The organism is Sphingomonas sp. Leaf257 (genome assembly GCF_001422185.1).
GTDB lineage: Bacteria > Pseudomonadota > Alphaproteobacteria > Sphingomonadales > Sphingomonadaceae > Sphingomonas > Sphingomonas yabuuchiae.
Window position 1 is genome coordinate 16,741 of the sequence record NZ_LMMH01000023.1, and the last position, 22,224, is coordinate 38,964.

The 22,224-nt window shown below is 64.7% G+C and carries 22 protein-coding genes and 1 tRNA gene; 15 read left to right on the top strand and 8 right to left on the bottom strand.

What is annotated here, in order from left to right; translation table 11 throughout:
- Positions 1–25 precede the first annotated feature (25 nt).
- Positions 26–361 (bottom strand): hypothetical protein, encoded by a 336-nt coding sequence (locus tag ASF14_RS10935; RefSeq protein WP_056434829.1) that lies wholly within the window; start codon positions 359–361, stop codon positions 26–28.
- An 86-nt stretch (positions 362–447) separates the two neighbouring features.
- Here ASF14_RS10935 and ASF14_RS10940 point away from each other — a divergent pair, with 86 nt between their 5' ends.
- The 5 genes from ASF14_RS10940 to ASF14_RS10960 all read left to right on the top strand — a co-directional run bounded on the left by ASF14_RS10940 (position 448) and on the right by ASF14_RS10960 (position 3,346).
- Positions 448–1,149: a S24 family peptidase gene (locus tag ASF14_RS10940; RefSeq protein ID WP_056434830.1), complete on the top strand. Its 702-nt coding sequence runs from the start codon at positions 448–450 to the stop codon at positions 1,147–1,149.
- A 90-nt stretch (positions 1,150–1,239) separates the two neighbouring features.
- Positions 1,240–1,500: a hypothetical protein gene (locus ASF14_RS21505; protein ID WP_156361152.1), complete on the top strand. Its 261-nt coding sequence runs from the start codon at positions 1,240–1,242 to the stop codon at positions 1,498–1,500.
- Positions 1,487–2,008 (top strand): hypothetical protein, encoded by a 522-nt coding sequence (locus ASF14_RS10950; RefSeq protein WP_056434832.1) that lies wholly within the window; start codon positions 1,487–1,489, stop codon positions 2,006–2,008. Before ASF14_RS21505 ends, ASF14_RS10950 begins: the two co-directional genes overlap by 14 nt.
- Before the next feature lie 85 nt (positions 2,009–2,093).
- Positions 2,094–2,276 (top strand): hypothetical protein, encoded by a 183-nt coding sequence (locus ASF14_RS21895; RefSeq protein ID WP_056434833.1) that lies wholly within the window; start codon positions 2,094–2,096, stop codon positions 2,274–2,276.
- Complete coding sequence (locus ASF14_RS10960; protein ID WP_056434834.1) at positions 2,273–3,346, top strand: tyrosine-type recombinase/integrase; 1,074 nt, start codon at positions 2,273–2,275, stop codon at positions 3,344–3,346. The genes ASF14_RS21895 and ASF14_RS10960 overlap by 4 nt, the downstream gene beginning before the upstream one ends.
- 81 nt (positions 3,347–3,427) lie before the next feature.
- On the opposite strand, the gene ASF14_RS10965 is transcribed toward ASF14_RS10960, so the two are convergent.
- The 3 genes from ASF14_RS10965 to ASF14_RS10975 form a co-directional block, all read right to left on the bottom strand.
- Positions 3,428–3,503, bottom strand: a tRNA-Ile gene (locus tag ASF14_RS10965).
- A 159-nt stretch (positions 3,504–3,662) separates the two neighbouring features.
- Positions 3,663–3,929 carry a hypothetical protein gene (locus tag ASF14_RS10970; protein ID WP_056434835.1) on the bottom strand — a complete coding sequence of 89 codons (267 nt, stop codon included), beginning with the start codon at positions 3,927–3,929 and terminating at the stop codon, positions 3,663–3,665.
- 192 nt (positions 3,930–4,121) lie between these two features.
- Positions 4,122–5,519, bottom strand: a complete 1,398-nt coding sequence (locus tag ASF14_RS10975; protein ID WP_056434836.1) for a M20/M25/M40 family metallo-hydrolase — start codon at positions 5,517–5,519, stop codon at positions 4,122–4,124.
- A gap of 106 nt (positions 5,520–5,625) precedes the next feature.
- On the opposite strand from ASF14_RS10975, the gene ettA reads away from it, so the two are divergent.
- Together ettA and ASF14_RS10985 are read left to right on the top strand one after the other, a co-directional pair.
- Positions 5,626–7,305, top strand: coding sequence for an energy-dependent translational throttle protein EttA (gene ettA / locus ASF14_RS10980; protein ID WP_056434837.1), 1,680 nt, complete (start codon positions 5,626–5,628; stop codon positions 7,303–7,305).
- 149 nt (positions 7,306–7,454) lie between these two features.
- The gene (locus ASF14_RS10985; protein ID WP_236697027.1) at positions 7,455–8,639 is read left to right on the top strand and encodes a sensor histidine kinase; all 1,185 of its coding nucleotides are present in this window, start codon (positions 7,455–7,457) and stop codon (positions 8,637–8,639) included.
- A 33-nt stretch (positions 8,640–8,672) separates the two neighbouring features.
- Here the strand turns inward: ASF14_RS10985 and ASF14_RS10990 are convergent, their stop codons facing one another.
- The 4 genes from ASF14_RS10990 to ASF14_RS11005 form a co-directional block, all read right to left on the bottom strand.
- A complete protein-coding gene (locus tag ASF14_RS10990; RefSeq protein ID WP_056434838.1) occupies positions 8,673–9,449 on the bottom strand; it encodes an NYN domain-containing protein in 777 nt (258 codons plus the stop codon).
- A gap of 26 nt (positions 9,450–9,475) precedes the next feature.
- Entirely contained in the window at positions 9,476–9,856 is a 381-nt protein-coding gene (locus ASF14_RS10995; RefSeq protein WP_056434839.1) for a DoxX family protein, read from the bottom strand.
- 112 nt (positions 9,857–9,968) lie between these two features.
- Positions 9,969–10,451 (bottom strand): transcription elongation factor GreB, encoded by a 483-nt coding sequence (gene greB / locus ASF14_RS11000; protein WP_056434840.1) that lies wholly within the window; start codon positions 10,449–10,451, stop codon positions 9,969–9,971.
- Positions 10,452–10,481: 30 nt separating this feature from the next.
- Complete coding sequence (locus ASF14_RS11005) at positions 10,482–12,491, bottom strand: lytic transglycosylase domain-containing protein (RefSeq protein WP_056434841.1); 2,010 nt, start codon at positions 12,489–12,491, stop codon at positions 10,482–10,484.
- An 80-nt stretch (positions 12,492–12,571) separates the two neighbouring features.
- On the opposite strand from ASF14_RS11005, the gene dapA reads away from it, so the two are divergent.
- The 8 genes from dapA to ASF14_RS11045 all read left to right on the top strand — a co-directional run bounded on the left by dapA (position 12,572) and on the right by ASF14_RS11045 (position 22,155).
- Positions 12,572–13,471, top strand: a complete 900-nt coding sequence (gene dapA, locus ASF14_RS11010; RefSeq protein ID WP_056434842.1) for a 4-hydroxy-tetrahydrodipicolinate synthase — start codon at positions 12,572–12,574, stop codon at positions 13,469–13,471.
- 90 nt (positions 13,472–13,561) lie between these two features.
- A complete protein-coding gene (locus tag ASF14_RS11015) occupies positions 13,562–13,885 on the top strand; it encodes a hypothetical protein (protein ID WP_056434843.1) in 324 nt (107 codons plus the stop codon).
- A 79-nt stretch (positions 13,886–13,964) separates the two neighbouring features.
- On the top strand, positions 13,965–14,444 hold the full coding sequence (smpB, locus tag ASF14_RS11020) for an SsrA-binding protein SmpB (protein ID WP_007403364.1): 480 nt from the start codon (positions 13,965–13,967) through the stop codon (positions 14,442–14,444).
- Entirely contained in the window at positions 14,444–15,019 is a 576-nt protein-coding gene (locus ASF14_RS11025) for a DUF2062 domain-containing protein (RefSeq protein WP_056434844.1), read from the top strand. The genes smpB and ASF14_RS11025 overlap by 1 nt, the downstream gene beginning before the upstream one ends.
- Before the next feature lie 95 nt (positions 15,020–15,114).
- On the top strand, positions 15,115–17,172 hold the full coding sequence (locus ASF14_RS11030; RefSeq protein ID WP_056434845.1) for a M13 family metallopeptidase: 2,058 nt from the start codon (positions 15,115–15,117) through the stop codon (positions 17,170–17,172).
- A 63-nt stretch (positions 17,173–17,235) separates the two neighbouring features.
- Positions 17,236–19,263 carry a M13 family metallopeptidase gene (locus tag ASF14_RS11035; protein ID WP_056434846.1) on the top strand — a complete coding sequence of 676 codons (2,028 nt, stop codon included), beginning with the start codon at positions 17,236–17,238 and terminating at the stop codon, positions 19,261–19,263.
- A gap of 81 nt (positions 19,264–19,344) precedes the next feature.
- Positions 19,345–21,765: a hybrid sensor histidine kinase/response regulator gene (locus ASF14_RS11040; protein ID WP_056434847.1), complete on the top strand. Its 2,421-nt coding sequence runs from the start codon at positions 19,345–19,347 to the stop codon at positions 21,763–21,765.
- 27 nt (positions 21,766–21,792) lie between these two features.
- Entirely contained in the window at positions 21,793–22,155 is a 363-nt protein-coding gene (locus ASF14_RS11045; protein ID WP_428968041.1) for a response regulator, read from the top strand.
- The last annotated feature ends 69 nt before the right edge of the window (positions 22,156–22,224 follow it).

The following is a 22,224-nucleotide window of genomic DNA, read 5'->3' on the forward strand; positions in this document are numbered from 1 at the left end:
GGCCCATGATCAACACCAGCAGTGCTCATGCGACCACCTGTCCGATAATCTGGCGCGAACTATTGGATGACGGAAAGGCCGGGACGACCGTATCGTCATCGTTATGAACTGCCTCAATATTCTGCACTGTGAGACCGAGCAGACACGCCGCGTCGGCGGGTATGGGGCAGGTCCAGTTGGCGGCATCGCGAAGGTGCGCCATCAGACGCTCATAGGTTGCGACGGTGCAGCTTCCTCCGGCGGCAATTCGATCGAACAACTTACCGTCATTCACAACGATCGTTGCGAGGCGCGCCAAGCTGCGCTCGTTTTCGCGAGCCCAGATTTCCGCAGAGCGAACGAGGGTTCCTATCAGGTCCATGCCGCACTATTGCGGGCAATTGCCCTTACCTGTCAACGGGCAATTGCCCGCAATACATTTGGTGCCATGTGCGGGATAATGCCCGCATGAAAATCAACGCTGTGGAAGTAGCTGCACGGGCCACCGAACTGGCGATGCAGAAGAAACTCACCGATCGCGAGGCGTCCATTGATGCCACTGGCAAGCCCGACCTAATCCGCGACATGCGGCGCGGCCGTATGCCATCAAGTGACAGGCTCCAGGCGTTGGCCGACACCCTTTCCACGACAGTCGATTTTCTGCTCGGAAAGTCGAGTTCTTCGGTTCGTCCCGGTGAAGACCCGCCAGCAGGTATGGACAGACTGCCCATAGATGTTCCAGTGTATGGGACGGCTTTGGGGGCGAATTTGGACGTGGAAGATGGAGGTACGGTCGTTTCGGTAGAGATGACTATCATCGAAATGACGGAGGTTATTGATAGGGTGCTTCGTCATCCCGGAATTGCGGGGGATATGGAGGCATATAGCCTGACGGTTGTTGGTCAATCTATGTCACCTCGTTGGGATGACGGCGATCCAATTTATATCACTACAAAGCGGCAGGCACGTATAGGGGATTATGTCGTCGCCCAAATCCGCGATGGCTCGGAGGAAGTCGTTTGCGCCATGGTGAAAAAGTTGGTCGGCCGTCGGTCTGACGCGCTCCAGCTGGAGCAATTCAATCCTCCCATGCGGTTTTGGCTTCCAAACGATATGATTGCCCGCATTCATCCAGTGCTTTCGCCACGGGAGTTAGCTGGGCACTACTGAGGGCAATTGCCCGCATTTCTCTTGACACGGGCAATTGCCCGCATGTAGCCATTGGCTTCACGCCGCATGGAGCGGCGATGGAGGCCATCAGTGCACCACCATTCTGCTGACCTTTCTGGGCGCGTTCAACGCTGGCGCGCTGAACCCGAAGCGCTGCCCGCACTGATCCGCGATCACCATGCGGGCACGCCCGCCGATCTCGACGAACCGCAGCAGCCTGAAGATCCGAACCGCAACGACAGTGCTGGCGCGGCCTTCCTCGCGGTTGTCGTGGCACTCGCAATCTACCTCATTTGCGGCGCGATCTATGTCATTTATGGCGTCTGGATGGGCTGCCATGATCGGCTTTAGTCTTTTGTCCGATGCCCAGCCGAACACCGCCGATCGTCGCCACTGGCAAGCGGTCCTTCGCGACCGCGACACGCGGCGCACGCTGTACGCCCCGCGCCTGCGCGATCAATGGTCACAGCTGGCCCAGGCCGCCGAACAACTACTGGCGAACCGTCGTGAACGCGATCCGATATCGATCGCCAAGCGTCGCATGACGCCCGACACCGCCCGCCAGCGGAAGCGCGTCATGGCCGCGATCGTCGCTATCTGGCGGGACGTGGAGCGGCTGGCCGAACTTATCGAGCCGATCGACTGGCCCCGCATCTACGGGGCCAACTGGTCGGAAATCCTGATTGACCTGCGCGCGGTGGCCAAGGCCGCAGTGACGGGCCCCGACCAGGACATGGCGGCTTGCGCGGTGGCACTGGCATGGCATTTCGAACCGGTCATCCCCGGCTCGATGCCCCATATCTGGATCGCGGCGTCTTATGTTCGACATACCGCCAGCCGTGATCGTGCGGCCGCGTAATGCATCGATCAAACCGCCATCACGCGAGTGCCCCACAGGATTGCGCTCAGCGGTTGGCTGAAATGGAAAAGGGGAGGGCGGTCCAATGACTGCGCCCGCGCGTTTTACGAAGACCGATGTGACCAGGGCCATGAAGGGCGCGCGAGACGCGGGCTTTGGCCATGTTCGCGTCGCCATCGATGTTCATGGTAACATGGTTATCGACGCCAGTGACTTACCGACAATAGTTGCTCGCGCGAACCCGCTCGACAGGCTGCTGCCCAAGTGAAGACCCGCTATCAGAATGTCACGGTAAACCCCGACCGCCACGGCAAACTTCGTGCGCGGTTCCGGAAAGCTGGCCGCAAGCCCGTCTATATGAAGCACCTGCCGGACGAAAAAGGTTTCAAGGCGGAATATGAGGCTTTGTTGGCCGAGCGGCCGATGATCGTCGTACGTCCGGCCGTGCCGGGCAGCGTGGGCGATCTAGTATCGCGCTATTACGCAGCGGGCGATTTCAAAGGGCGAGGCACGCCAGAGACGCAAGCGCGTCGCAAATATCTTATCGACAGTTTCCGACAGGATTTTGTGGACGATTTGGTGTCGGACTTCGGGTTCGAGCACATTGAGGCGATCCTGCTGGCCCGCACCGAAAAGCACTGGGACGACACTCGCAAACGGACGATGGGTGGCCAAGTCGCGGCGGTGAAGCTGCGCAAGGAACTGCGGCGTCTGTTCGCCTATGCCAAAAAGCTGAAGTGGATCGAACATAACCCCGTCGAGGATGCCGCAACGATCGGGAAGACGAAGCTGACCGGCTTTCATACTTGGACCGAGCAGGAGATTGCGCAGTACAAGGCGCGGCACCCGCTGGGCACCCGCGCAAGGCTGGCGCTGGAAATCATGCTGTGGACGGGGCAGCGGCGAGGGGATGCACGCCTGTTCGGCCCGGCGCATGTCGTTCGCGGCAAAATCAATTTCACAGCAGCAAAGAATCAGGCCGACCTTTGGCTGCCGATGGCCCCGGACCTACGCCGCGCGATCGACGCCATGGACAGCGTGGGCCTGCGCTCGTTCCTCGTCACCACCGCTGGCAAGACCTTCACGAAGGATGGCTTTGGCAACAAGATGCGCGAATGGTGCGATGAGGCAGGCTTGCCCCAATGCACCTCGCACGGCCTCCGCAAGGCGATCGCCCGCCGGATGGCCCAGAGTCAAGCCACCCAGCTGGAAATCAAGGCCGTGGGCGGTTGGAAGGGAGATAGCGAAGTGGCCATTTATACGGCCGCTGCCGATCAAGAAGGCCTCGCCGATGGTGCGATCAACCGGACCATCAACCGATTTTCGGATCAAAAATGACCCGATTTGTCTAACCTTGGGCCTAGGGTTAGACATATTCAGCCATGAAATGCTAAAAATACAATGCTTTAGACGGGAAGTTGGTGGGCCCGGCAGGACTCGAACCCGCAACCTAGCCGTTATGAGCGGCCAGCTCTAACCGTTGAGCTACAGGCCCCACCGCGAATGTCGTTAGCGTGATGCGGCCGGACTTCGCAAGCGTCGTGCGACAACTTTGCACAGGAAATCGGGCAAAGAAAAAGGGCGCTTCCGCATGGGAAGCGCCCTTTTCCGACATAGCAGTCGGCGCTTCGGACCCGAAGGTCCGAGGCGACTATTACTGCATGTTGTCCGCCTTGGCGTCGGCAGCGTCACGGACGTTGTCGGCAGCGGCGTTCATGTTGTCGGCAGCGTTCTCGAGGGTCGCGGCAGCAGCAGCGTTCGAGGTGTTGTCCGCAGCGGCATCCATGTTGTCAGCCGACATTTCCATGTTGTCAGCCAGCATGTCCGCGTTGTTCTCAACAGCGGCAGCTTCCGGCGACTTGTTGCAGGCGGCGACGGACATCAGGCCGGCGGCAGCGAGAACGAAAGCGATCTTCTTCATTCGAATGCTCCCAAGCAAAGCAAAAATCGCGGCCGGCCCGAATGCCGTCGCGAAGCGGCTCAAATAACGTGCGGTTCATCGCGGTCAATCCGCAAAATTCATCGGATCGCAAGGTTCGCGACGAACTGATGGCGCGGATCGGGCTTTTTCAAGGCGTTGGCGTTACCAAAAGGTTGCCGCGAGACCGACGGTTCAGCGCGGGGTGACCGGGCCGATGGCCTCGGGCGCGTTGGCGACCACTGCCAGCATGGCAGTCCAGGCGGCGACATTCTGGCGAAGGGCCGCCGGATCGACGCGGTCCAATACGTCGTCGGGCGTATGATGGGTATCGAAATAATCCCATCCCGACTGGTTCAGGTCGATCCCGGCGGTCCCGAGCTTGATCGTCGGGCCGATATCGGTGCCGTCACCCCCCAGGGCGCTGCCCCGGGTAATGCCCAGCGGTGCCAGGGCGGTCTGCAGCCGGTCCGCGACCGGCTTGGCGGTGGTGGGCAGGTTGACCTCGAACCGCCAGACCCGGTCCGCGCCGAAGTCGCTTTCCGATGCCGTGGCATGGCGCTCACCGGCATGGGCCTTGGCATAGGCCTCGCCGCCCATGCCGCCGACTTCCTCGGCGCCGAACCAGACGACGCGGATGGTCCGGCGCGGCTGCCCTGCATCCATGATCCGCTTGGCCGCCGCGGCAGTGATCGCGATCCCGCTGGCATCGTCGATCGCCCCCGTCCCCAGGTCCCAGCTGTCGAGATGGCCACCGACCAGCACGATGCCCGCCGACGGATCGCTGCCCGGCACCTCGGCAATCACGTTGCCTGATTCGCGAGCGCCGACCATGCGCGGGGTCAGGACCAGCTTCATGCGGACCGGCTGGCCCCGGCTGGCGATTCGCTCCAGTTGCTCGGCGTCGGGAACGGAAAGGGCGGCCGCCGGGATGGGCTTTACGCCTTCGGGGAAGTTGGTCGTGCCGGTATGGGGGAAGCGATGATGGTCGGTGCCGATCGACCGGATGACGATCGCGACCGCGCCGCGCCTGGCCGCCAGCGCGGGGCCGGTGAAGCGCGCCGTGCCATAGGCGCCATAGCCCGATCCGTCCTGGGTCCTGGGCATGGCGTTGCCGATATAGACGATCTTGCCCCGGATCGCGTCATCAGGCGCCGACTGGAACGCCGCCATGCTGGGGAAGACCGCGACCTCGCCCGTCAGACCGCCCGCCGGTGTCGCACCCGAATTGCCCAGCGCGGCCAGTGTCAGCTTCTGCGGGAAGGGGGCCAGGATTTCCGCGCTCTCCGCGCCGCGTTCCCACACCGGCATCCGATAGGGCTCGATCCGCACATTCTTGAACCCCAGCGCCGTCAGCCTGGCGACCGACCATGCCCGGGCGCGCGCCTCGGCTTCGGTGCCCGCCAGCCGCTGGCCGACTTCGGTCGTCAGTCCCTCGACGATATCCCAGGCGACCGTATCGTTCAGCGCCGCATCGCGCAGCCGTTCGACCTCGGGTGCGACGGTGGCGGGCGGGGGCGGAGGGGTCCGCTGCGCCAAGGTGGGGGAGGACAGGGCGGAGGCGGTCAAGGCCGCGAGAAGAAAGCGCTTCATGGGCCGGAGTGTTACGCAGCCGGTCCCGTTTGCCAACCGCCCGCGCAACCACTACATGGGCGGGCAAATATCCCACAGTCGAAAAAGCACGGAGCTCCGCGCCGCCATGGCCGTCCAATATACCTATGTGATGAAGGGTCTGACCAAGACCTTCCCCGGCGCCAACAAGCCTGTCCTCAACAACATCCACCTTCAGTTCCTGCCGAGCGCCAAGATCGCTATCATCGGCCCGAACGGCGCGGGCAAGTCCACGCTGATGAAGGTGATGGCGGGCATGGACACCGACTTCACCGGTGAGGCCTGGGCCGCCGAGGGTGTCCGCGTCGGCTATCTGGCGCAGGAGCCGCAGCTCGATCCGTCGAAGGACGTGATGGGCAACGTCAAGGACGGCGTGCGCCCGATCGCCGACCTGGTCGATCGCTTCAACGCCATCTCGGCCGAGATGGGCGATCCGAAGGACGACACGGATTTCGACGCCCTGATGGAAGAGATGGGCGAGCTTCAGGCCAAGATCGACGCGGTCGACGGCTGGTCGCTCGACAGCCAGCTGGAACAGGCGATGGAAGCGCTGCGCTGCCCGCCGGGCGATGCCGATGTCACCCGCCTGTCGGGCGGCGAGAAGCGCCGCGTGGCGCTCTGCAAGCTGCTGCTTGAAAAGCCCGACATCCTGTTGCTCGACGAACCGACCAACCACCTCGACGCCGAGAGCGTGTCGTGGCTGGAGAATTACCTCAAGGAGTACACCGGCAACGTCATCCTCGTCACCCACGACCGTTACTTCCTGGACAACGTCGTGAACTGGGTGCTCGAGCTGGATCGTGGCCGCTACTACACCTACGAATCCAACTATTCCGGCTATCTGGAAAAGAAGGCCAAGCGCCTGGAGCAGGAAGAGCGCGACGAGGCGGGCAAGCAGAAGGCGATCGCCGACGAGCTGGCCTGGATGCGTCAGACGCCCAAGGCCCGTCAGACCAAGTCGAAGGCGCGTATCCGCGCGTTCGAGGAACTGATGGAGAAGCAGGAGAATCGCGTCGCGGGCAAGGCGCAGATTCTGATCCAGATCCCCGAGCGTCTGGGCGGCAAGGTGATCGAGGCCAAGGGACTGACCAAGTCGTACGGCGACAAGCTGCTGTTCGAAGGCCTCGACTTCATGCTGCCGCCGGGCGGTATCGTCGGCGTGATCGGGCCGAACGGCGCGGGCAAGTCGACGCTGTTCAAGCTGATCACCGGCCAGGAACAGCCCGATGCGGGGACTATCGAGATCGGCTCGACCGTCAAGCTCGGCTATGTCGACCAGAGCCGCGACGAACTCGATCCCAATAAGAATGTCTGGCAGGAAATCTCCGACGAACTGGAGGTCTTCCGCTTCGGCAAGCAGGAACTGGGCACGCGCGCCTATGTCGGCGCGTTCAACTTCCGTGGCCCCGACCAGCAGAAGAAGGTCGGCCAGCTGTCGGGCGGTGAGCGCAACCGCGTCCACATGGCCAAGATGCTGAAGGAGGGCGGCAACGTCCTGCTGCTCGACGAACCGACCAACGACCTCGACGTGGAAACGCTGCGCGCGCTGGAAGAGGCGCTGGAGACGTTCGCGGGCTGCGCCGTGGTCATCAGCCACGATCGCTTCTTCCTCGACCGTCTCTGCACGCACATCCTGGCGTTCGAGGGCGACAGCCATGTCGAATGGTTCGAGGGCAATTACGAGTCGTATGAAGAGGACAAGCGTCGCCGCATGGGCGATGCCGCCGATCGCCCGACCCGTCTGGCCTATAAGAAGCTGACCCGCTGATCCCAAAGATTTCGGTTTCGGATGACGCCCTTCCCAAGCGATCGGGGAGGGCGTCGTCGTATCGGGGGCTGGCCCACGGCTTTAAACCGATGCGGCCAATTCCCATCTCGACCGTTATAACGACAGGGTAACAAAGGGCGCGGTTGGGAATGGCGGTAGTGGAGCAGGCGCAAGGCGAGGATCGTGAGATCGCCGGCGCAGGGCAGTTGCATTATCGGCTCCGCCAACAATCCGTCCTCGCCGCCTTCGGGATCGAGGCGCTGCGCGCCCGCGACCTGGACCCGATGCTGCAGCGGGCGACCGAGCTTTGTGCAGAGGGGATGCGATCTTCCTTCTGCAAGTTTTTGGAATACAAGGCGGATCGGGAAACGCTTCTGGTTCGCACGGGTGTGGGTTGGGGGCCGGGTGTCGTCGGCTCGACCGAAATGCGCACCGACATGGGCTCGCCCGCGGGCTTTGCGCTCCAGACGGGGCAGGGGGTCATCTCCAACCATCTCGACCAGGAAGAGCGGTTCCGGACGCCGCAGTTCATGGCCGACCACAAGATTCGGCGGGCCATCAACGTGCTGGTCGAAGCATCCGGCCAGCGTTACGGGGTGCTGGAGGTCGACAGCCCGGACGAGGGCCGTTTCGAGGAGGCCGACCTCGCCTTCATGCAGGGTTTCGCCAATCTGATCGGCGTTGCCATCGAGCGGCAGGAGGCCGAGCGCCGTCTGGCCGAGGCGGTGGAGCATCAGCAGCTTCTGACCCGCGAAGCCAGCCATCGGGTCAAGAACAGCCTGGCCCTGGTGTCGGCCATGCTGAACCTCCAGAAGCAGGAGGATGACGATCCCCGTGTCCTCAGGATGCTGAACGATGCGCAGGCGCGGATCGCTGCCATTGCGCAGACCCACGACCGGCTGTGGCGCAGCGAGCGGGTCGGCATGGTGGCGCTCGACGATCTAGCCTGCGGTATCGCGGATCAGCTGGCCCAGCAGGCCAAGGATCATGAGGTACATTGCGATATCGAGGCGATCGAGATGAACGCCGATACCGCGATCCCCATCGGACTGATGCTGACCGAGCTACTGACCAACGCGATCAAATATGCCTATGGCGAGGAAGGCGGCGTGATCGATGTATGCCTCCACGCGCGCGACGGGCAGATCGTCCTGTCGGTGCGCGACAAAGGCAAGGGGCTACCCGAGGATTTCGACATGAAGGTCGCTTCCCGCCACAGCCTGGGCATGCGGATGATCACCAGCCTGGCCCGGCAGTTGCGGGGTGAAGTGCGGTTCGACGACGCCGCACCGGGTACCTGCGCGACGCTGACCATGCCCGATCCGAGGGACTGAACCGGTCCCTCCCTCACGGAGGAGTTTGATCGTTCACCGCACCCGCTTCACGAAGGTCCGACCATCCTCTCGCCGCTCGGTCTGGAAATTGGGGACCGCCTCGATCAGGTCGGATAGCCGCTTGAAGCCGAAATTGCGCGTGTCGAAGCTCGACCGATTGCCCGCCAGCTGCCCCATCGCCGACAGGCTGGCAAAGCCGCGCTCGTCGCGCTTGACCGAATTATAGGCGTCGACCAGCAGCTTGAGCAGTTCCTCGTCGATCGGGCGCGGGGTACCCGCCGTGCGCTTCGCCTGTTCGATCGAGGGCGGTAGCGAGTCGGCCAGCGGAACATCGGCCGAAACCGGCTTGGCGCTGGCGGGGCGGGGCGCTTCGCCGATCAGCGCGCCGACATCGATGAAGCGGCTGCATGCCTGTTTGAATGCCTCGGGCGTACGGCTGTTGCCGAAGCCATAGACGGGAAAGCCGTCCTGCCGGATACGCGTGGCCAGCGGCATGAAGTCGCTGTCCGACGACATGATGCCGAACCCGTCGATCCGGCCCCGGAACAGCAGGTCCATCGCATCGATGGTCATTTTCATATCGGTGGCGTTCTTGCCCTTGGTCAAGTCGAACTGCTGCTGCGGCTCGATCCCGTGCTTGACCATGACGTCGCGCCAGCCCTTCAGGCCGGGCTTCGACCAATTGCCATAGGCGCGGCGGACATTGACGGTGCCCAACTCGGCGAGCACCGTAAGGACGGGGTCGATGGCCGCCGACTGGGCATTGTCGGCATCGATGAGCAGCGCGATGTTGCGGGTCAGGGCGTTCATGGCGCCCTGACTATCAGAGCTGCGGATCAGCCGCCACGCCGCATCGCATCGACGCCGATCGAACCGCCACCCGCCGCCGCGAGGTACAGGAAGGCGAAGCAATAGAGGATCGCCGCCTCGCCACCATTGGCCAGCGGCAGGAAACCCTGTGGTGCATGGACCATGAAATAGGCGACCGCCATCTGGCCCGACAGGAGGAAGGCCACCGGTCGCACGAACAGCCCGACGAACAGCAGTGCGCCACCGACCAGTTCCAACACGCCCGCCGCCGTCAGCAAGGGGTTGAGCGGCATGGGGAAGGGGGGAAACCCAAAGAATTTCGAGACGCCATGCGCCAGGAACATTAGGCCGAAGACGGCGCGGAACAGTGACAGAAGCGGGGCGGAGAAACGGGTGGGGACGGGCATGGCCGATACTCATTCACGAAGGACCGCGAGGATCGCCGTCCGTTGAGCATATTTTGCCGTTTGCCCAATCCTCAACAAGAACCGGATGCGAAACGAACCGTTGCGAATGCGGTTACGGATCGGGATAGGCGATGGCGATCACCTCATATTCGCGCTCGCCGGCGGGCAGCGTCACGCGCCGCAGATCGCCGACCGAGGCCCCCCGTAGCGCCCGGACGAGGGGGGCGTTCCAGCCGACGCGTCCCTGGCCCGCATCGGCCTCGTCATCGCCGACCAGCGTCAGGATGCGCTCATTGTCATCCTCGTCCGCGATGGTGACGGTCGCGCCGAACCACACCTTGCCGCGATCCTCCTGCCGGGCAGGATCGATGACCTTGGCCGCCTTCATCCGCTTGGACAGCCAACCCAGCCGCCGGTCGATCTCGCGCAGGCGCTTGCGACCATAGATATAGTCGCCATTCTCGGAGCGATCGCCATTGCCCGCCGCCCAGGCGATCGTGTCGACCAGCTTGGGCCGCTCGACCGCAAACAGCGCCTCATATTCCTGACGCAGCGCGGCATAGCCCGCCGGGGTGATATAGTTGGGACGATCCATCGTCCTCCTCTATTCCCTATGCCGCCGCGATCAACCCGGCCGCGACGACTTGCCCAGATACCAGCTGAGCGGCGTCGGCCCCCGGCTGGTCGCGCGGGCGGGGTTCATCAGGTCGTAGACCACCGCATTTTCCAGCACCCGCTGCACATAGTTGCGGGTCTCGGAATAGGGGATAGCCTCGATCCAATCCACGATGTCTACAGTGCCGGTGCGCGGATCGCCATTGGCGCGCAACCACTTGTTCACATTGCCGCCTCCCGCATTATAGGCCGCAATCGCAAGCGGATAGCTGCCATAATTATTGCGAATTCTCTCGAAGTAACTGGCACCGAGCTGAATCGACAGGTTCGGATCGCTGGTCAGTGCGGCGGGTGAGTAGGACAGGCCGATCTTGCCCGATTGCTCGGCGGCGGTGGCGGGCATCAGCTGCATCAGCCCGCGCGCGCCCGCATGGCTGACGGCGGCACGGTCAAACTGGCTTTCCTGCCGCGCAATGGCATGGATGATCGTCCAGCTCTGCTCATAGCCGGTTGGGACCGGGATGGTCGGGAAACCGGCCGCCGAATAATCGGTCAGCCCGTTCTGCATCGCGCTGCGCCCGACCATGACGGCCAGGTCGGGACGATTGATGCTCCGCGAGAGATCGGCGGCGAGGAGATGGTCGCTCTCGTCCTCCGCATCGGCCGCGATCTGGCGAATGAACGCGCTCTGGTCCTGCCACTGGCCGATCATGCCCAGGAACTTGGCGGCGCGCACGGTTTCGCGCGCATCGAAGGCGGCGCGCACGGCAGGCGCGACATTGGTCGCGGCGATCGCGGGCGGCGCGACGAGCGGGCGGCCGGTCCGCTCCAGCGCGAGCTGACCATAGAATTGATCGCGATACTGCGCGGCCCGGCTGTAGAAACCCGCCGCCTCGGACGAACGACCCGCCGCCTCGGCCGCGCGTCCCGCCCAGTAAAAGCCTTTGGCGCGGGTCTGCGGCGACTGGCTGCCCCGGCCGTACCGGTCGAACAGCGTCATCGCATCGGCAGGGCGTGCCAGCTTCATCGCGCTCTGCCCGGCCAGCCAGACCAGGCTCGTATAATCGTCGCGCTCGCCATAAGGCTTGGTCGAGACGTCGGTGCCTGCCGGATAGGCATCGTCGACCTGCCGTGCGATGTCATAGGCGGTTTGCAACTGGCCGTCGGCCGCTGCCGCCCGTGCGTTGACCAGCAGCGCCTCGTAGAATTTTTCGACATTGCCGGGGCGCGTCGCGAGTTGCCGCGTCCGGGCGAGCCAGGACCGCGCGGTCAGGCTGTCACCAGTGTCGCGCAGCCAGCTGGCGCGGTCGGCGACATAGCCCGCATCATTGGCATAGATTTCCGCCGTCGACGCAGACAGGCTGGCGGCATCCGCCGATTTCGAGCGGAAGGCCAGTCGCGCTGCGAAGATAGGACGCCGCGCCACGCTGGTATAATTCAGCTGTCGCGCCGCCGCACTTGTCTGCCCCGACCAGAGCAGCGCATCCATCCGTGCATCCTGGTCCTCCGGCGTCAGTGCGGAGGCGAAGGTCGACATGACCAGCGCTTCGTCATTCGGCGACAGCGCGCCGCGCCGCCAGGCCGTTCGCGCGGCCTGCGCCGCGTCCGCCGGTGCGCCGGTCGCCAGCAAGGCGCGGGCATAGGCCACGCCGCCCGCCGCCGACTGGGGTGGGAAGCGACGGAAATAGGCGACGATACTCGACGGTGCGGCGGTGAAGTTGGCCGCCTGCTTTTCGGCCGCGCGGCGGTTGCCCGCTTCGCCAGGCCAGCCGGGATGCGCCATCAGGAAGCCGGCATAGCTGTCGAACGGCAGCGAATCGGTCTGTTGCAGCGCGCGCCACTGGGCCAGCGCCGCCGCGATCGCCCCGTCGGCGGGGGCGGGCATCCCCTGCGTCGCCTGGTTGGGGCTCATATTCGCCATTTGCGTGCGATACCGGTCGAGCTGGTCCTGCCCACCCGGCGTGATCATCGATCCAGCCAATGTCGCGAGGAGCGCCCCCGCCTTCGTCAATGCCATCATGGTGGACAGAATAGGGACTCTACCCGTACATGTCCTGAACAAATTGTCCCACTCGGCGCAGTAGGAGCGCATTTCCTCTCATGTTTTCAGGGTCCATTCCGGCGCTTGTGACGCCGTTCGACGATCAGGGCGGTCATGTCGGCGGAGCGTTCGACGAGGCGAAATTCCGGGATTTCGTCGAATGGCAGATTTCCGAGGGCTCGACGGCACTGGTCGCCTGCGGCACGACGGGCGAAGCGGCGACCATGCCGAAGGACGAGCATTTCCATGTCGTGCGCGTCTGCGTCGACCAGGCGCGCGGCCGGGTGCCGGTGATCGCGGGCGCAGGCTCGAACGACACGATCGTCGCGATCGAAAATCTGAAGGCCGCGCAGGAAGCGGGTGCCGACGCCGCGCTGATGGTGCCGCCTTATTATAACCGGCCGAGCCAGGAGGGTATCGCGCTCCACTTCGCCGAACTGGCGAAGAATGCGCCGCTGCCCATCGTCCTCTATAACGTACCCGGCCGCACCGTCACCGACATCCAGCCCGCGACGCTGATCCGCGTCGTCAAGGCGGCGCCGCAAGTCTTCGTCGGCGTGAAGGACGCCAGCGGGGCGCTTGCGCGCGTGTCGCATCATCGCGGGGCGCTGGGCGCCGATTTCTGTCAGCTCTCGGGCAATGACGACCTGGCGCTCGCCTTCAACGCGATGGGCGGGGTGGGCTGCATCTCGGTAACGGCCAATGTCGCCCCGCGCCTGTGCGCCGACTTCCAGGCGGCTTGTGCGGCCGGGGACATGGCGCGGGCGCTGGAGCTGCACGACCGGCTGTTCCCGCTGCACGAGGCGATGTTCACCGACGCCTCGCCGGGCCCGGTCAAATACGCGCTCAGCCGCATCATGCCGCACTTCCCGCAAGGCGTGCGCCTGCCCATGACCTGGCCGTCCGAGGCTTCGCGCGCGCAGGTCGATGCGGCGCTGGCCCATGCCGGATTGATCTGACCCCAACGTTCTTTTGCGGGCCTTCCTTCGGCCGCAATCCCGGCCGACCATCGGTGTGATCGATAGGCGGCATGGGGAGAGTCGGCCGATGTGGACGCTGGTGATGATCGCTTTGCAGGCGGGAGCCGTGGCCGGGCCCGTCCTGCCTGTGCCACGCAAGCCGTCGACGGCACGGCGTTGTCGCCCGGCGATACGGGCGACGATGTGGTGGTCTGCGGTCGGTCATCCGATGCGGACCGGATCGGCACCATTCCCGATTATTCCAAACCCATGACCCTGCCCAAAGCGCGCACGGAAATAGCGGGCGTCGGCACGGTTTCCGCGGAGGCCGAGCAGGTGGATGTCGGCGGCATGCCGAGCAAGCGGGCCATGATCCGGCTGACCATCCCGCTGGGCGGCCGCCGCAAGCCCTGATCGCCCCGTTCCAGAAACGGGATGATGCCGTCATCAGCGGCTTTTCATGACGGCATTCAGCGCCTACATCGGCCCGTCCATGCGCCCGAAACCCCAAACGTTCGACAAGAAGAAGATCGTCGCCGAGAACCGGCGCGCCCGCTTCGATTATGCCATCGAGACGACCTATGAGGCCGGTATCGCCCTGACCGGGACCGAGGTGAAGTCGCTTCGCTTCGGCGAGGGATCGATCGCGGAATCCTATGCGGAGGTGCGCGGCGAAGAGGTGTGGCTGGTGAATTCCAACGTGCCCGAATTCAGCCACGGCAACCGCTTCAATCACGAAGCCAAGCGCCCTCGTAAATTGCTCCTTCATGAGCGCGAAATAAACAAGCTCCACGGTGCGGTGGCGCGAGAGGGCATGACCCTGGTGCCACTGATGATCTATTTCAACTCGCGCGGCCGCGCGAAGGTGGAGCTGGCATTGGCGAAGGGCAAGAAGGCGCACGACAAGCGCGATTCGATCAAGGAACGCGATTGGAAGCGTGAGCAGGGCCGTATCCTGCGCGATCGCGGCTGATGGCCTCGGCCGTGCCCACCCTGTGGGGCCGTTCCCTGGCCTGGGTCCGGCGCAACATGCCGACCCGCGATTCGATGGAGAACAACCGGCTGCTCCGGCCGGTCGCCCACCGTGTCCTGGCGCCTGAGCTGTGGCGCTTCACCCGGCGGTCGGTGCCGCGCGGCGTCGCGCTGGGCGTGGTGGCCGGATTCCTGTTCCCGGTCGCGCAGATCGCGATCGCGGCGGTCTTTGCGCTGCCCTTCCGCGCCAATGTGCCGGTCGCGGCGCTGACGACCTTCATCACCAATCCGCTGACCACGCCGATCATCTGGGTCATCGCCTATCGCATCGGGACCTTCCTGTTGCGCAGCGAAACGCCGATCAACACCCAGCCGGTGGCCGAAGCCGCCACCGGTTGGCTGCAATGGGCGTTGAGCGCGTTTCACTGGCTGTGGGAGCAGGGGCCTGCCTTCGGCCTGGGCCTGTGCGTGCTGACCGGCGGGTGCGCGGTGATCGGCTATGCCGCCTCGGCACTTGGATGGCGCGTGTGGATCGCGCGCAAATGGCGCAACCGACGGAAAAGCGTGGCAATCTGATAGCGGTATCGCGGTTTGACGTGACTTTCTAACGGTTTGACTGGGCGTATCGGCTCGCTACAACAGCGGCATCCATCTCCTTTTCGGGAATTCAGATGCGCTCTCTGCTGATCGCCGCTCTTCTTACGACCGCCATTTCCCCCGTCATGGCCCAGACTGCGAACCCTGTCGACAAGGCCGCCGTGGGCCCGGTGAAGCCCAATGCCAAGAACGGTCCCGAGATCGGCGATTTCGGTTTCGACATGGCGGGCCGCGATACGGCGGTGAAGCCGGGCGACGACTTTTTCGATTACTCGAACGGCACCTGGTACAAGGGCACGACGATCCCCGCCGATCGCTCGTCCTACGGCATGTTCCACGTCCTGCAGGACCGCTCGCTGGAGCAGACGCGCACCATCCTGGACGAGGCGACCAAGCAGCCGGGCAACAAGGCGGGCGACTTCTATGCCAGCTTCATGGACGAGGCCGCCGTCAATGCGAAGGGTGCGACCCCGGTCAAGCCGTGGCTGAGCGCCATCAAGGCGACCAAGAGCCGCGACGCGCTGGCCGTCGAGATGGCCAAGCTCCAGCGTCAGGGCGTCGGTGCGCCCTTCGGCGTCTATATCGGCCAGGACGACAAGGCGCCCGACACCTATATTCCGAACTTCGGCCAGAGCGGCCTGGGCCTGCCGGACCGCGACTATTATCTGAAGGACGACGCCAAGCTGGCGACGATCCGGACCGCCTATCAGGCCTATCTCGCCAAGATGCTGACGCTGGCGGGCGAGCCCAATGCCGAGGCGCGCGCGGCGGCCGTGTTCAACTTCGAAAAGGGGCTGGCTGGCGTTCACTGGACCCGCATCGAGAGCCGTGACGCGGACAAGACCTACAACAAGTGGATGGCGGCGGATTTCGCCACCAAGGCACCGGGCTTCCCCTGGGCGCAATATATGCAGACGCTGGGCGTCTCGGGCCGTCCCGCCTATCTGGTCGCGCAGCCCAGCGCGATCACCGGCGAGGCCAAGCTGTACAGCGAAGCGCCGCTGAACGTCCTGCAGGACTATGCGATGCTGAAGGTCCTGCGCAGCTATGCGGGTTATCTGTCGAGCGATTTCGACAAGACCAACTTCGCCTTTTACGGCACCACCCTGTCGGGCACGCCCGAGCAGCAGGCGCGGTGGAAGCGCGGCGTCGGCCTCGTCTCCAACGGCCTGGGCGAGGAAGTCGGCAAGCAGTATGTCGCCAAATATTTCCCGCCGGAGTCGAAGGCCGCCGCCGATGCGCTGGTCAAGAACCTGATCTCGGCGATGGGCGACCGGCTGCGCAATCTGGAATGGATGGCGCCCGAAACCAAGCAGAAGGCGCTGGCCAAGCTCGCCGCCTTCACGCCCAAGATCGGCTATCCCGACAAGTGGAAGGATTATTCCGCGCTGCAGATCCAGCGCGGCGATCTGGTCGGCAATGTCGCGCGCGCCAATGCCTTCGAGTTCCAGCGGGACCTGAACAAGCTGGGCCAGCCGATCGATCGCGGCGAATGGTTCATGACGCCGATGACGATCAACGCCTATGCCAACCCGCCGATGAACGAGATCGTGTTCCCGGCGGCGATCCTCCAGCCGCCCTTCTTCGATCCGAAGGCCGATCCGGCGGTGAACTATGGCGGCATCGGCGCGGTGATCGGGCATGAGATCAGCCACCACTTCGACGATCAGGGCCGCAAGTACGACGCGACCGGCAAGCTGACCGACTGGTGGACGGCGCAGGACGTGGCGCGGTTCAAGACCTTCACCGACGCGCTGGTGAAGCAATATGATGCCTATGAGCCGCTACCCGGCCAGCATATCCAGGGCGGCCTGACGCTGGGAGAGAATATCGCCGATCTGGCGGGCCTGACCGTCGCTCTCGACGCCTATCACAAGTCGCTGGGCGGCAAGGCCGCGCCGGTGATCGACGGCACGACCGGCGACCAGCGTTTCTATTATGGCTGGGCTCAGGTGTGGCGGACCAAGTGGCGCGAACCGGCACTGCGCCAGGCGCTGCTGTCCGATCCGCACTCGCCGGGACATGAGCGCGTGCTGACCGTGCGCAATCTCGACCCCTGGTATGCGGCGTTCGGCGTCAAGCCGACCGACAAGATGGCGCTGACGCCCGAGCAGCGCGTCCGCATCTGGTAATCGACCGAATGACAGGCCCTCCGGCACTGACCGGAGGGCCTTTTTTGCGTTTTGGAGAGACTGATGAAGAGCTTGGCCATCGCCGCGCTGCTTGGCGCGACTGCGATCACGGGGACCGTGGCGCTGAACGCGCAAGACCGTCCCGCCGCTGCCAACGGCCCGACCTATGGGCGGTTCGGCTTCGACGAAAAGGGCATGGACAAGTCCGTCCGCCCCGGTGACGACTTCTATGCCTTTGCCAATGGCGAATGGGCGAAGACCACGGCCATCCCCGCCGACAAGTCCAGCTATGGCGCGTTCGACAAACTCGCCGACCTGTCGCGGGAGCGGACCCACACCATCCTCGAACAGGCCAAGGGCCAGCGGAACCAGATCGGCACCGCCTATGCCACCTATCTCGACACCGCCGCGATCGAGGCGAAGGGACTGGCACCGATCCAGCCCTGGCTGAACCGGATCAAGGGGCTGACTGACAAGTCGGGCTATGCCACCCTGCTGGCCGAGGCGGATCGCAACGGCGTCGGCATCCCCTTCGGCTCGGGCGTCGGGCAGGATGCGCGCCAGCCCAATCTCTACACCGTCGGCCTGCGCCAGGCCGGTCTGGGAATGCCGGACCGCGATTATTACCTCAGCAACGATCCGAAGATCGCCGCCCAGCGCGCGGCCTATCAGGCGCATTTGTCCAAGATGCTGACCATGGCGGGCGAACCCGATGCCGAGGCACGAGCCCAGGCGGTCGTCGCCTTCGAGACGGAGATCGCCAAGGTCCACTGGACCCGGATCGACAGCCGCGACCGGACCAAGACCTACAACAAGATGACCGTGGCCGATCTTGCGAAAAGCGCGCCAGGCTTCGACTTCGCGACCTATCTGAAGGGCGTGGGCACGCCGGTCGATACGCTGGTCGTAGCGCAGCCGACGGCGGTGACGGGTATCGCCGCGCTGATCCAGTCGACGCCGATCGCGGTGTTGAAGGACCAGCTGCTGCTCCGCTCGCTCGACGAGTTCGCCGATGTCCTGCCCGCCCAGTTCGACCGCGAGCAGTTCGCCTTTTACGGCACCGTCCTGTCGGGCACCCCGCAGCAGCAGGAACGCTGGAAGCGGGCGGTCGACTTCACCAGCAGCGCGCTCGGCGACGAGGTGAGCAAGGTCTATGTCGCGCGCTACTTCCCGCCAGCGACCAAGCTGGCCGCCGATGCGCTGGTCAAGAACGTCCTGGCCGCGATGGGCAAGCGGATCGACCAGCTCGACTGGATGGCCCCGGAAACCAAGGCGAAGGCCCATGCCAAGCTGGCCGCCTTCACCCCCAAGATCGGCTATCCCGATCGCTGGAAGGACTATTCGGGCCTGAAGATCGTCAGCGGCGACGCCTTCGGCAACGCCCTGCGCGCGGCCCAGTGGCGGCATGAGGACAATATCGGCCATCTCGGCAAGCCGATCCAGCGTTGGGAATGGGGCATGACGCCGATGACGGTGAACGCCTATGCCAATTTCGGCATGGTCGAGATCGTCTTCCCCGCCGCGATCCTGCAACCGCCCTTCTTCGATCCGAAGGCCGACCCGGCAGTCAATTATGGCGGTATCGGCGCGGTGATCGGCCATGAGCTGAGCCACCATTTCGACGACCAGGGATCGAAATTCGACGCGCACGGTCAGCTGACCGACTGGTGGACGGCCAAGGACGTCGCGGCGTTCAAGGAACGTACCGGCGCTCTGGTGAAGCAATATGACGCCTATGAGCCTTTGCCCGGCCTGCATGTGAAGGGGGCACTGACGCTGGGCGAAAATGTCGCCGATCTGGCTGGCCTGTCGGTTGCCTATGATGCCTATCACGCCTCGCTGAAGGGGAAGGCGGCGCCGGTGATCGACGGCTTTACCGGCGATCAGCGCTTCTATCTGGGCTGGGCGCAGGTCTGGCGGCGCAATTACCGCGAGGCGAACCTTCGCAACCGCTTGCTGACCGATCCGCACTCGCCGTCGCAGCAGCGCGCCTGGGTCGTGCGCAATCTCGATCCCTGGTATGCGGCCTACAGCCCCAAGCCGGACGAGAAGCTGTATCTGACGCCGGAACAGCGCGTCCGGATCTGGTAAACGGCATCCGCTTCCCGGCATGGACCGTCCGTCCGAGGGATCGGGCTTGACCATGCCGGGTTGCCGGATGATGGATTACCGATGGCGATCGCGTCCCTCGAGAGATTTCACCCCACCCGCGTTGCGGCCGTCGTATCGGTCGCGAGCGGAGCGGGCGCGGCTGCCCTGTTGTTCGTGGCGATCCGCAGCTGGGTCGTCGCGGCGGGGTTTCTGGCGGCCGCGCTGCTGGCCTTTGGCGTCATCCTGGTCTGGCGCATCCTGACGCCGAAGGTCGAGCATAGCCGACGCAGCGTCGACTGGGATTTTGCCCGCGTCGTGGCGGATGCCAGCCTGGACGCGATTGCCGTCACCGACCGGGCGGGGCGGCTGGTCTGCGCCAATGACGCCTATGCCTCGCTCTTCCCGACGATGCCGACCCCGCCGGGCGTCCCGCTCGACGCGGCTTCGGTGGAAACGCTGGCGGAGGCCGGGCGGACCGCCTGGCGCGACGGGCTGGGCCGGGCGGACCGGATCGCGGTGATGGGCACCGAATTGTCGGTGCTGGTCACGCGCGCCGGTGACGAGGCCGATTTGCTGGTCTGGCGCTTCGCCATCGCCGAGGAACAGGACCTGGCCGAGACGGTCGAGCGGCTGATCGGCGGCATCCATGGCGACCGACTGGGCACGGCGGGCATCATGGCGGCATTGATCGCGCCCGATGGCCGGGTGCGGGCCGCCAACCGCGTGCTGTGCGCGCGGGCGATGGGCGGCGAGATGATCTCGATCGTCGGCCGCGACTTCGCGACCTTCCTGGCGCATGATCCGGGCGGCCAGGTCCGCTTCGCCGCCGAACTGGCGAAGGGCGAAGGCAAGCCGCTGCGCATCCTGCAAATTCCCTTTGTCGAAGGGGAGGCCGCGCCGATGTTGGTCGCGCTGCTCGACGAGGATGAGCAACTGGTCGCCCCGGCAGGTACGAGCGCGGGCAGCCATGTCCGTGGCCTCGTCTCGCTGATGCCCTTTGGGATCGCGCTGGTTGACCGCGACGGGCGCTTCATCCAGATGAACTCCGCCTTCATGCGCGCCGCCGGGGTCAACGGCACCGCGCCGCCGCTCTATCCGGGCGATCTGGTGGTGCGAGAGGACAAGGCGGCCGTGGCGGATGCGATCCGGCGCTTCGCCAGCGGGGCGACGCATTCGGCCGATATGGCCGTCCGGCTGAAGGATCATCCCGAAGAGCCGGTCGCGCTGACCATCGCGGGGGCGCGCGGACTGGGCGAAGCGGCGGTACTGCTGAGCCTTAAAGACAATTCGGAGGAAAGCCGCCTGAAGCGCGAAGTCGCACAGGCGACCAAGATGCAGGCGGTCGGCCAGCTGGCGGGCGGCGTCGCACATGATTTCAACAATATCCTCACCGCGATCATCGGGCATTGCGACCTGATGCTGATGCGTCATTCGCCCGGCGACAGCGACTATGACGATATCCAGCAGATCCGCACCAACTCCAATCGCGCCGCCAGCCTGACCCGCCAGTTGCTCGCCTTCTCGCGCCAGCAGACGTTGCGGCCGCAGATCCTGCAACTGCCCGACGTCGTCTCCGAGGTGTCGAACCTGCTGAAGCGGCTGCTCGGCGAGCGGGTGCGGCTGGATGTCAGCCATGGCCGCAATCTGGGCCCGGTCCGCGCCGATCCGGGGCAGCTGGAGCAGGTGGTCGTCAACCTCGCGGTCAACGCCCGCGACGCGATCCTGGAGAATGAACCGGCGGGCGGCGGCATCCTGACCATTCAGACGCGCGCCGTGTCGATGGCCGATGCGCGTGCGCTCAACAACGATATCCTGCCCGCCGCCGATTACACCGCCCTCATCATGAGCGACAACGGGACCGGCATTCCGCCCGAAATCCTCGGCAAGATCTTCGAGCCCTTCTTCACCACCAAGGAGCTGGGCAAGGGGACCGGCCTGGGCCTGTCGACCGTCTACGGCATCATCAAGCAATCGGGCGGCTATATCTTCGCCGATTCGCCGCCGGCCGGCGGGGCGAAATTCTCCATCTACCTGCCGGTCCATGCCGCCCCGGCCGTCTCGCCCACCAAGGCAAGTCCGGCAAAGCCACCGGCCAAGGTCACGACCCCCTGGGGCTCGGGCACGATCCTGCTGGTCGAGGACGAGGATATGGTCCGCGCCGTCGCCGAACGCGCGCTGTCGCGACAGGGCTATACCGTCATCTCGGCCGAGAATGGCGAGGCGGCGCTGGAGATGCTCGACAAGCATGGCAAGCCCGACCTGCTGATTTCCGACGTGGTGATGCCGACCATGGATGGGCCGACGATGGTCGGTCTGGTCCGCAAACGCTATCCCGACCTCGCCGTGCTGTTCATGTCGGGCTATGCCGAGGAACAGCTGCGCAAGTCGATCACGCTGCCCAATGTCGGTTTTCTCCCCAAGCCTTTTTCGGTCCAGCAACTGGCCGAGGCGACGCAGGCGGCGCTGACGCAAGATGGCGGGCAGGGGCCGGATCGCAACTAGCGGCTGGCGCGGGGCGCAAAGCATGTTATGGCGATGCTGATGACAGAGCCCGTGCAGATCCTCATCGTCGAGGACGAACCCCTGATCGCCATGATGCTCGAGGATTTCCTGGACGTCCTCGACAAACAGGTCGCGGGCACCGTGGACAGCGTCGACGATGCGCTCGCGCGGGTGGCCGAGGGCGGTATCGATGCCGCCATTCTCGACGTCAACCTGCGGGGCGGCCAGAAGAGCACCCCCGTCGCCGAAGCGTTGGCCGAGCGTGGCGTGCCGTTCGTCTTCGCCACCGGCGGCGCCGACGATGCGGTGGACGAGCGGTTCCGTGATCGTCCCCGTCTGCAAAAGCCTTTCACGATGGACGGCGTGGCGAAAGCATTGGGTTCGCTCTGACCCGCTGACGCCTGCAAAGGCCCGGGATTGCGGGCCATTGCGAAATTTGCTTGCGTCTGGGGGCTGTCT

Bases quoted from the DNA above. Each gene is read 5' to 3' on its own strand.
- ASF14_RS10935 (WP_056434829.1), bottom strand. From the start codon at position 361: ATGGACCTGATAGGAACCCTCGTTCGCTCTGCGGAAATCTGGGCTCGC.
- ASF14_RS21895 (WP_056434833.1), top strand. From the start codon at position 2,094: ATGACTGCGCCCGCGCGTTTTACGAAGACCGATGTGACCAGGGCCATG.
- ASF14_RS11040 (WP_056434847.1), top strand. From the start codon at position 19,345: ATGGCGATCGCGTCCCTCGAGAGATTTCACCCCACCCGCGTTGCGGCC.
- greB (WP_056434840.1), bottom strand. From the start codon at position 10,451: ATGGATCGTCCCAACTATATCACCCCGGCGGGCTATGCCGCGCTGCGT.
- ASF14_RS10950 (WP_056434832.1), top strand. From the start codon at position 1,487: ATGATCGGCTTTAGTCTTTTGTCCGATGCCCAGCCGAACACCGCCGAT.
- dapA (WP_056434842.1), top strand. From the start codon at position 12,572: ATGTTTTCAGGGTCCATTCCGGCGCTTGTGACGCCGTTCGACGATCAG.
- ASF14_RS10995 (WP_056434839.1), bottom strand. From the start codon at position 9,856: ATGCCCGTCCCCACCCGTTTCTCCGCCCCGCTTCTGTCACTGTTCCGC.
- ASF14_RS11025 (WP_056434844.1), top strand. From the start codon at position 14,444: ATGGCCTCGGCCGTGCCCACCCTGTGGGGCCGTTCCCTGGCCTGGGTC.
- ASF14_RS10975 (WP_056434836.1), bottom strand. From the start codon at position 5,519: ATGAAGCGCTTTCTTCTCGCGGCCTTGACCGCCTCCGCCCTGTCCTCC.
- ASF14_RS10990 (WP_056434838.1), bottom strand. From the start codon at position 9,449: ATGAACGCCCTGACCCGCAACATCGCGCTGCTCATCGATGCCGACAAT.
- ASF14_RS11045 (WP_428968041.1), top strand. From the start codon at position 21,793: ATGGCGATGCTGATGACAGAGCCCGTGCAGATCCTCATCGTCGAGGAC.
- ASF14_RS11035 (WP_056434846.1), top strand. From the start codon at position 17,236: ATGAAGAGCTTGGCCATCGCCGCGCTGCTTGGCGCGACTGCGATCACG.
- ettA (WP_056434837.1), top strand. From the start codon at position 5,626: ATGGCCGTCCAATATACCTATGTGATGAAGGGTCTGACCAAGACCTTC.
- ASF14_RS10985 (WP_236697027.1), top strand. From the start codon at position 7,455: ATGGCGGTAGTGGAGCAGGCGCAAGGCGAGGATCGTGAGATCGCCGGC.
- ASF14_RS11030 (WP_056434845.1), top strand. From the start codon at position 15,115: ATGCGCTCTCTGCTGATCGCCGCTCTTCTTACGACCGCCATTTCCCCC.
- ASF14_RS11005 (WP_056434841.1), bottom strand. From the start codon at position 12,491: ATGATGGCATTGACGAAGGCGGGGGCGCTCCTCGCGACATTGGCTGGA.
- smpB (WP_007403364.1), top strand. From the start codon at position 13,965: ATGCGCCCGAAACCCCAAACGTTCGACAAGAAGAAGATCGTCGCCGAG.
- ASF14_RS10970 (WP_056434835.1), bottom strand. From the start codon at position 3,929: ATGAAGAAGATCGCTTTCGTTCTCGCTGCCGCCGGCCTGATGTCCGTC.
- ASF14_RS10940 (WP_056434830.1), top strand. From the start codon at position 448: ATGAAAATCAACGCTGTGGAAGTAGCTGCACGGGCCACCGAACTGGCG.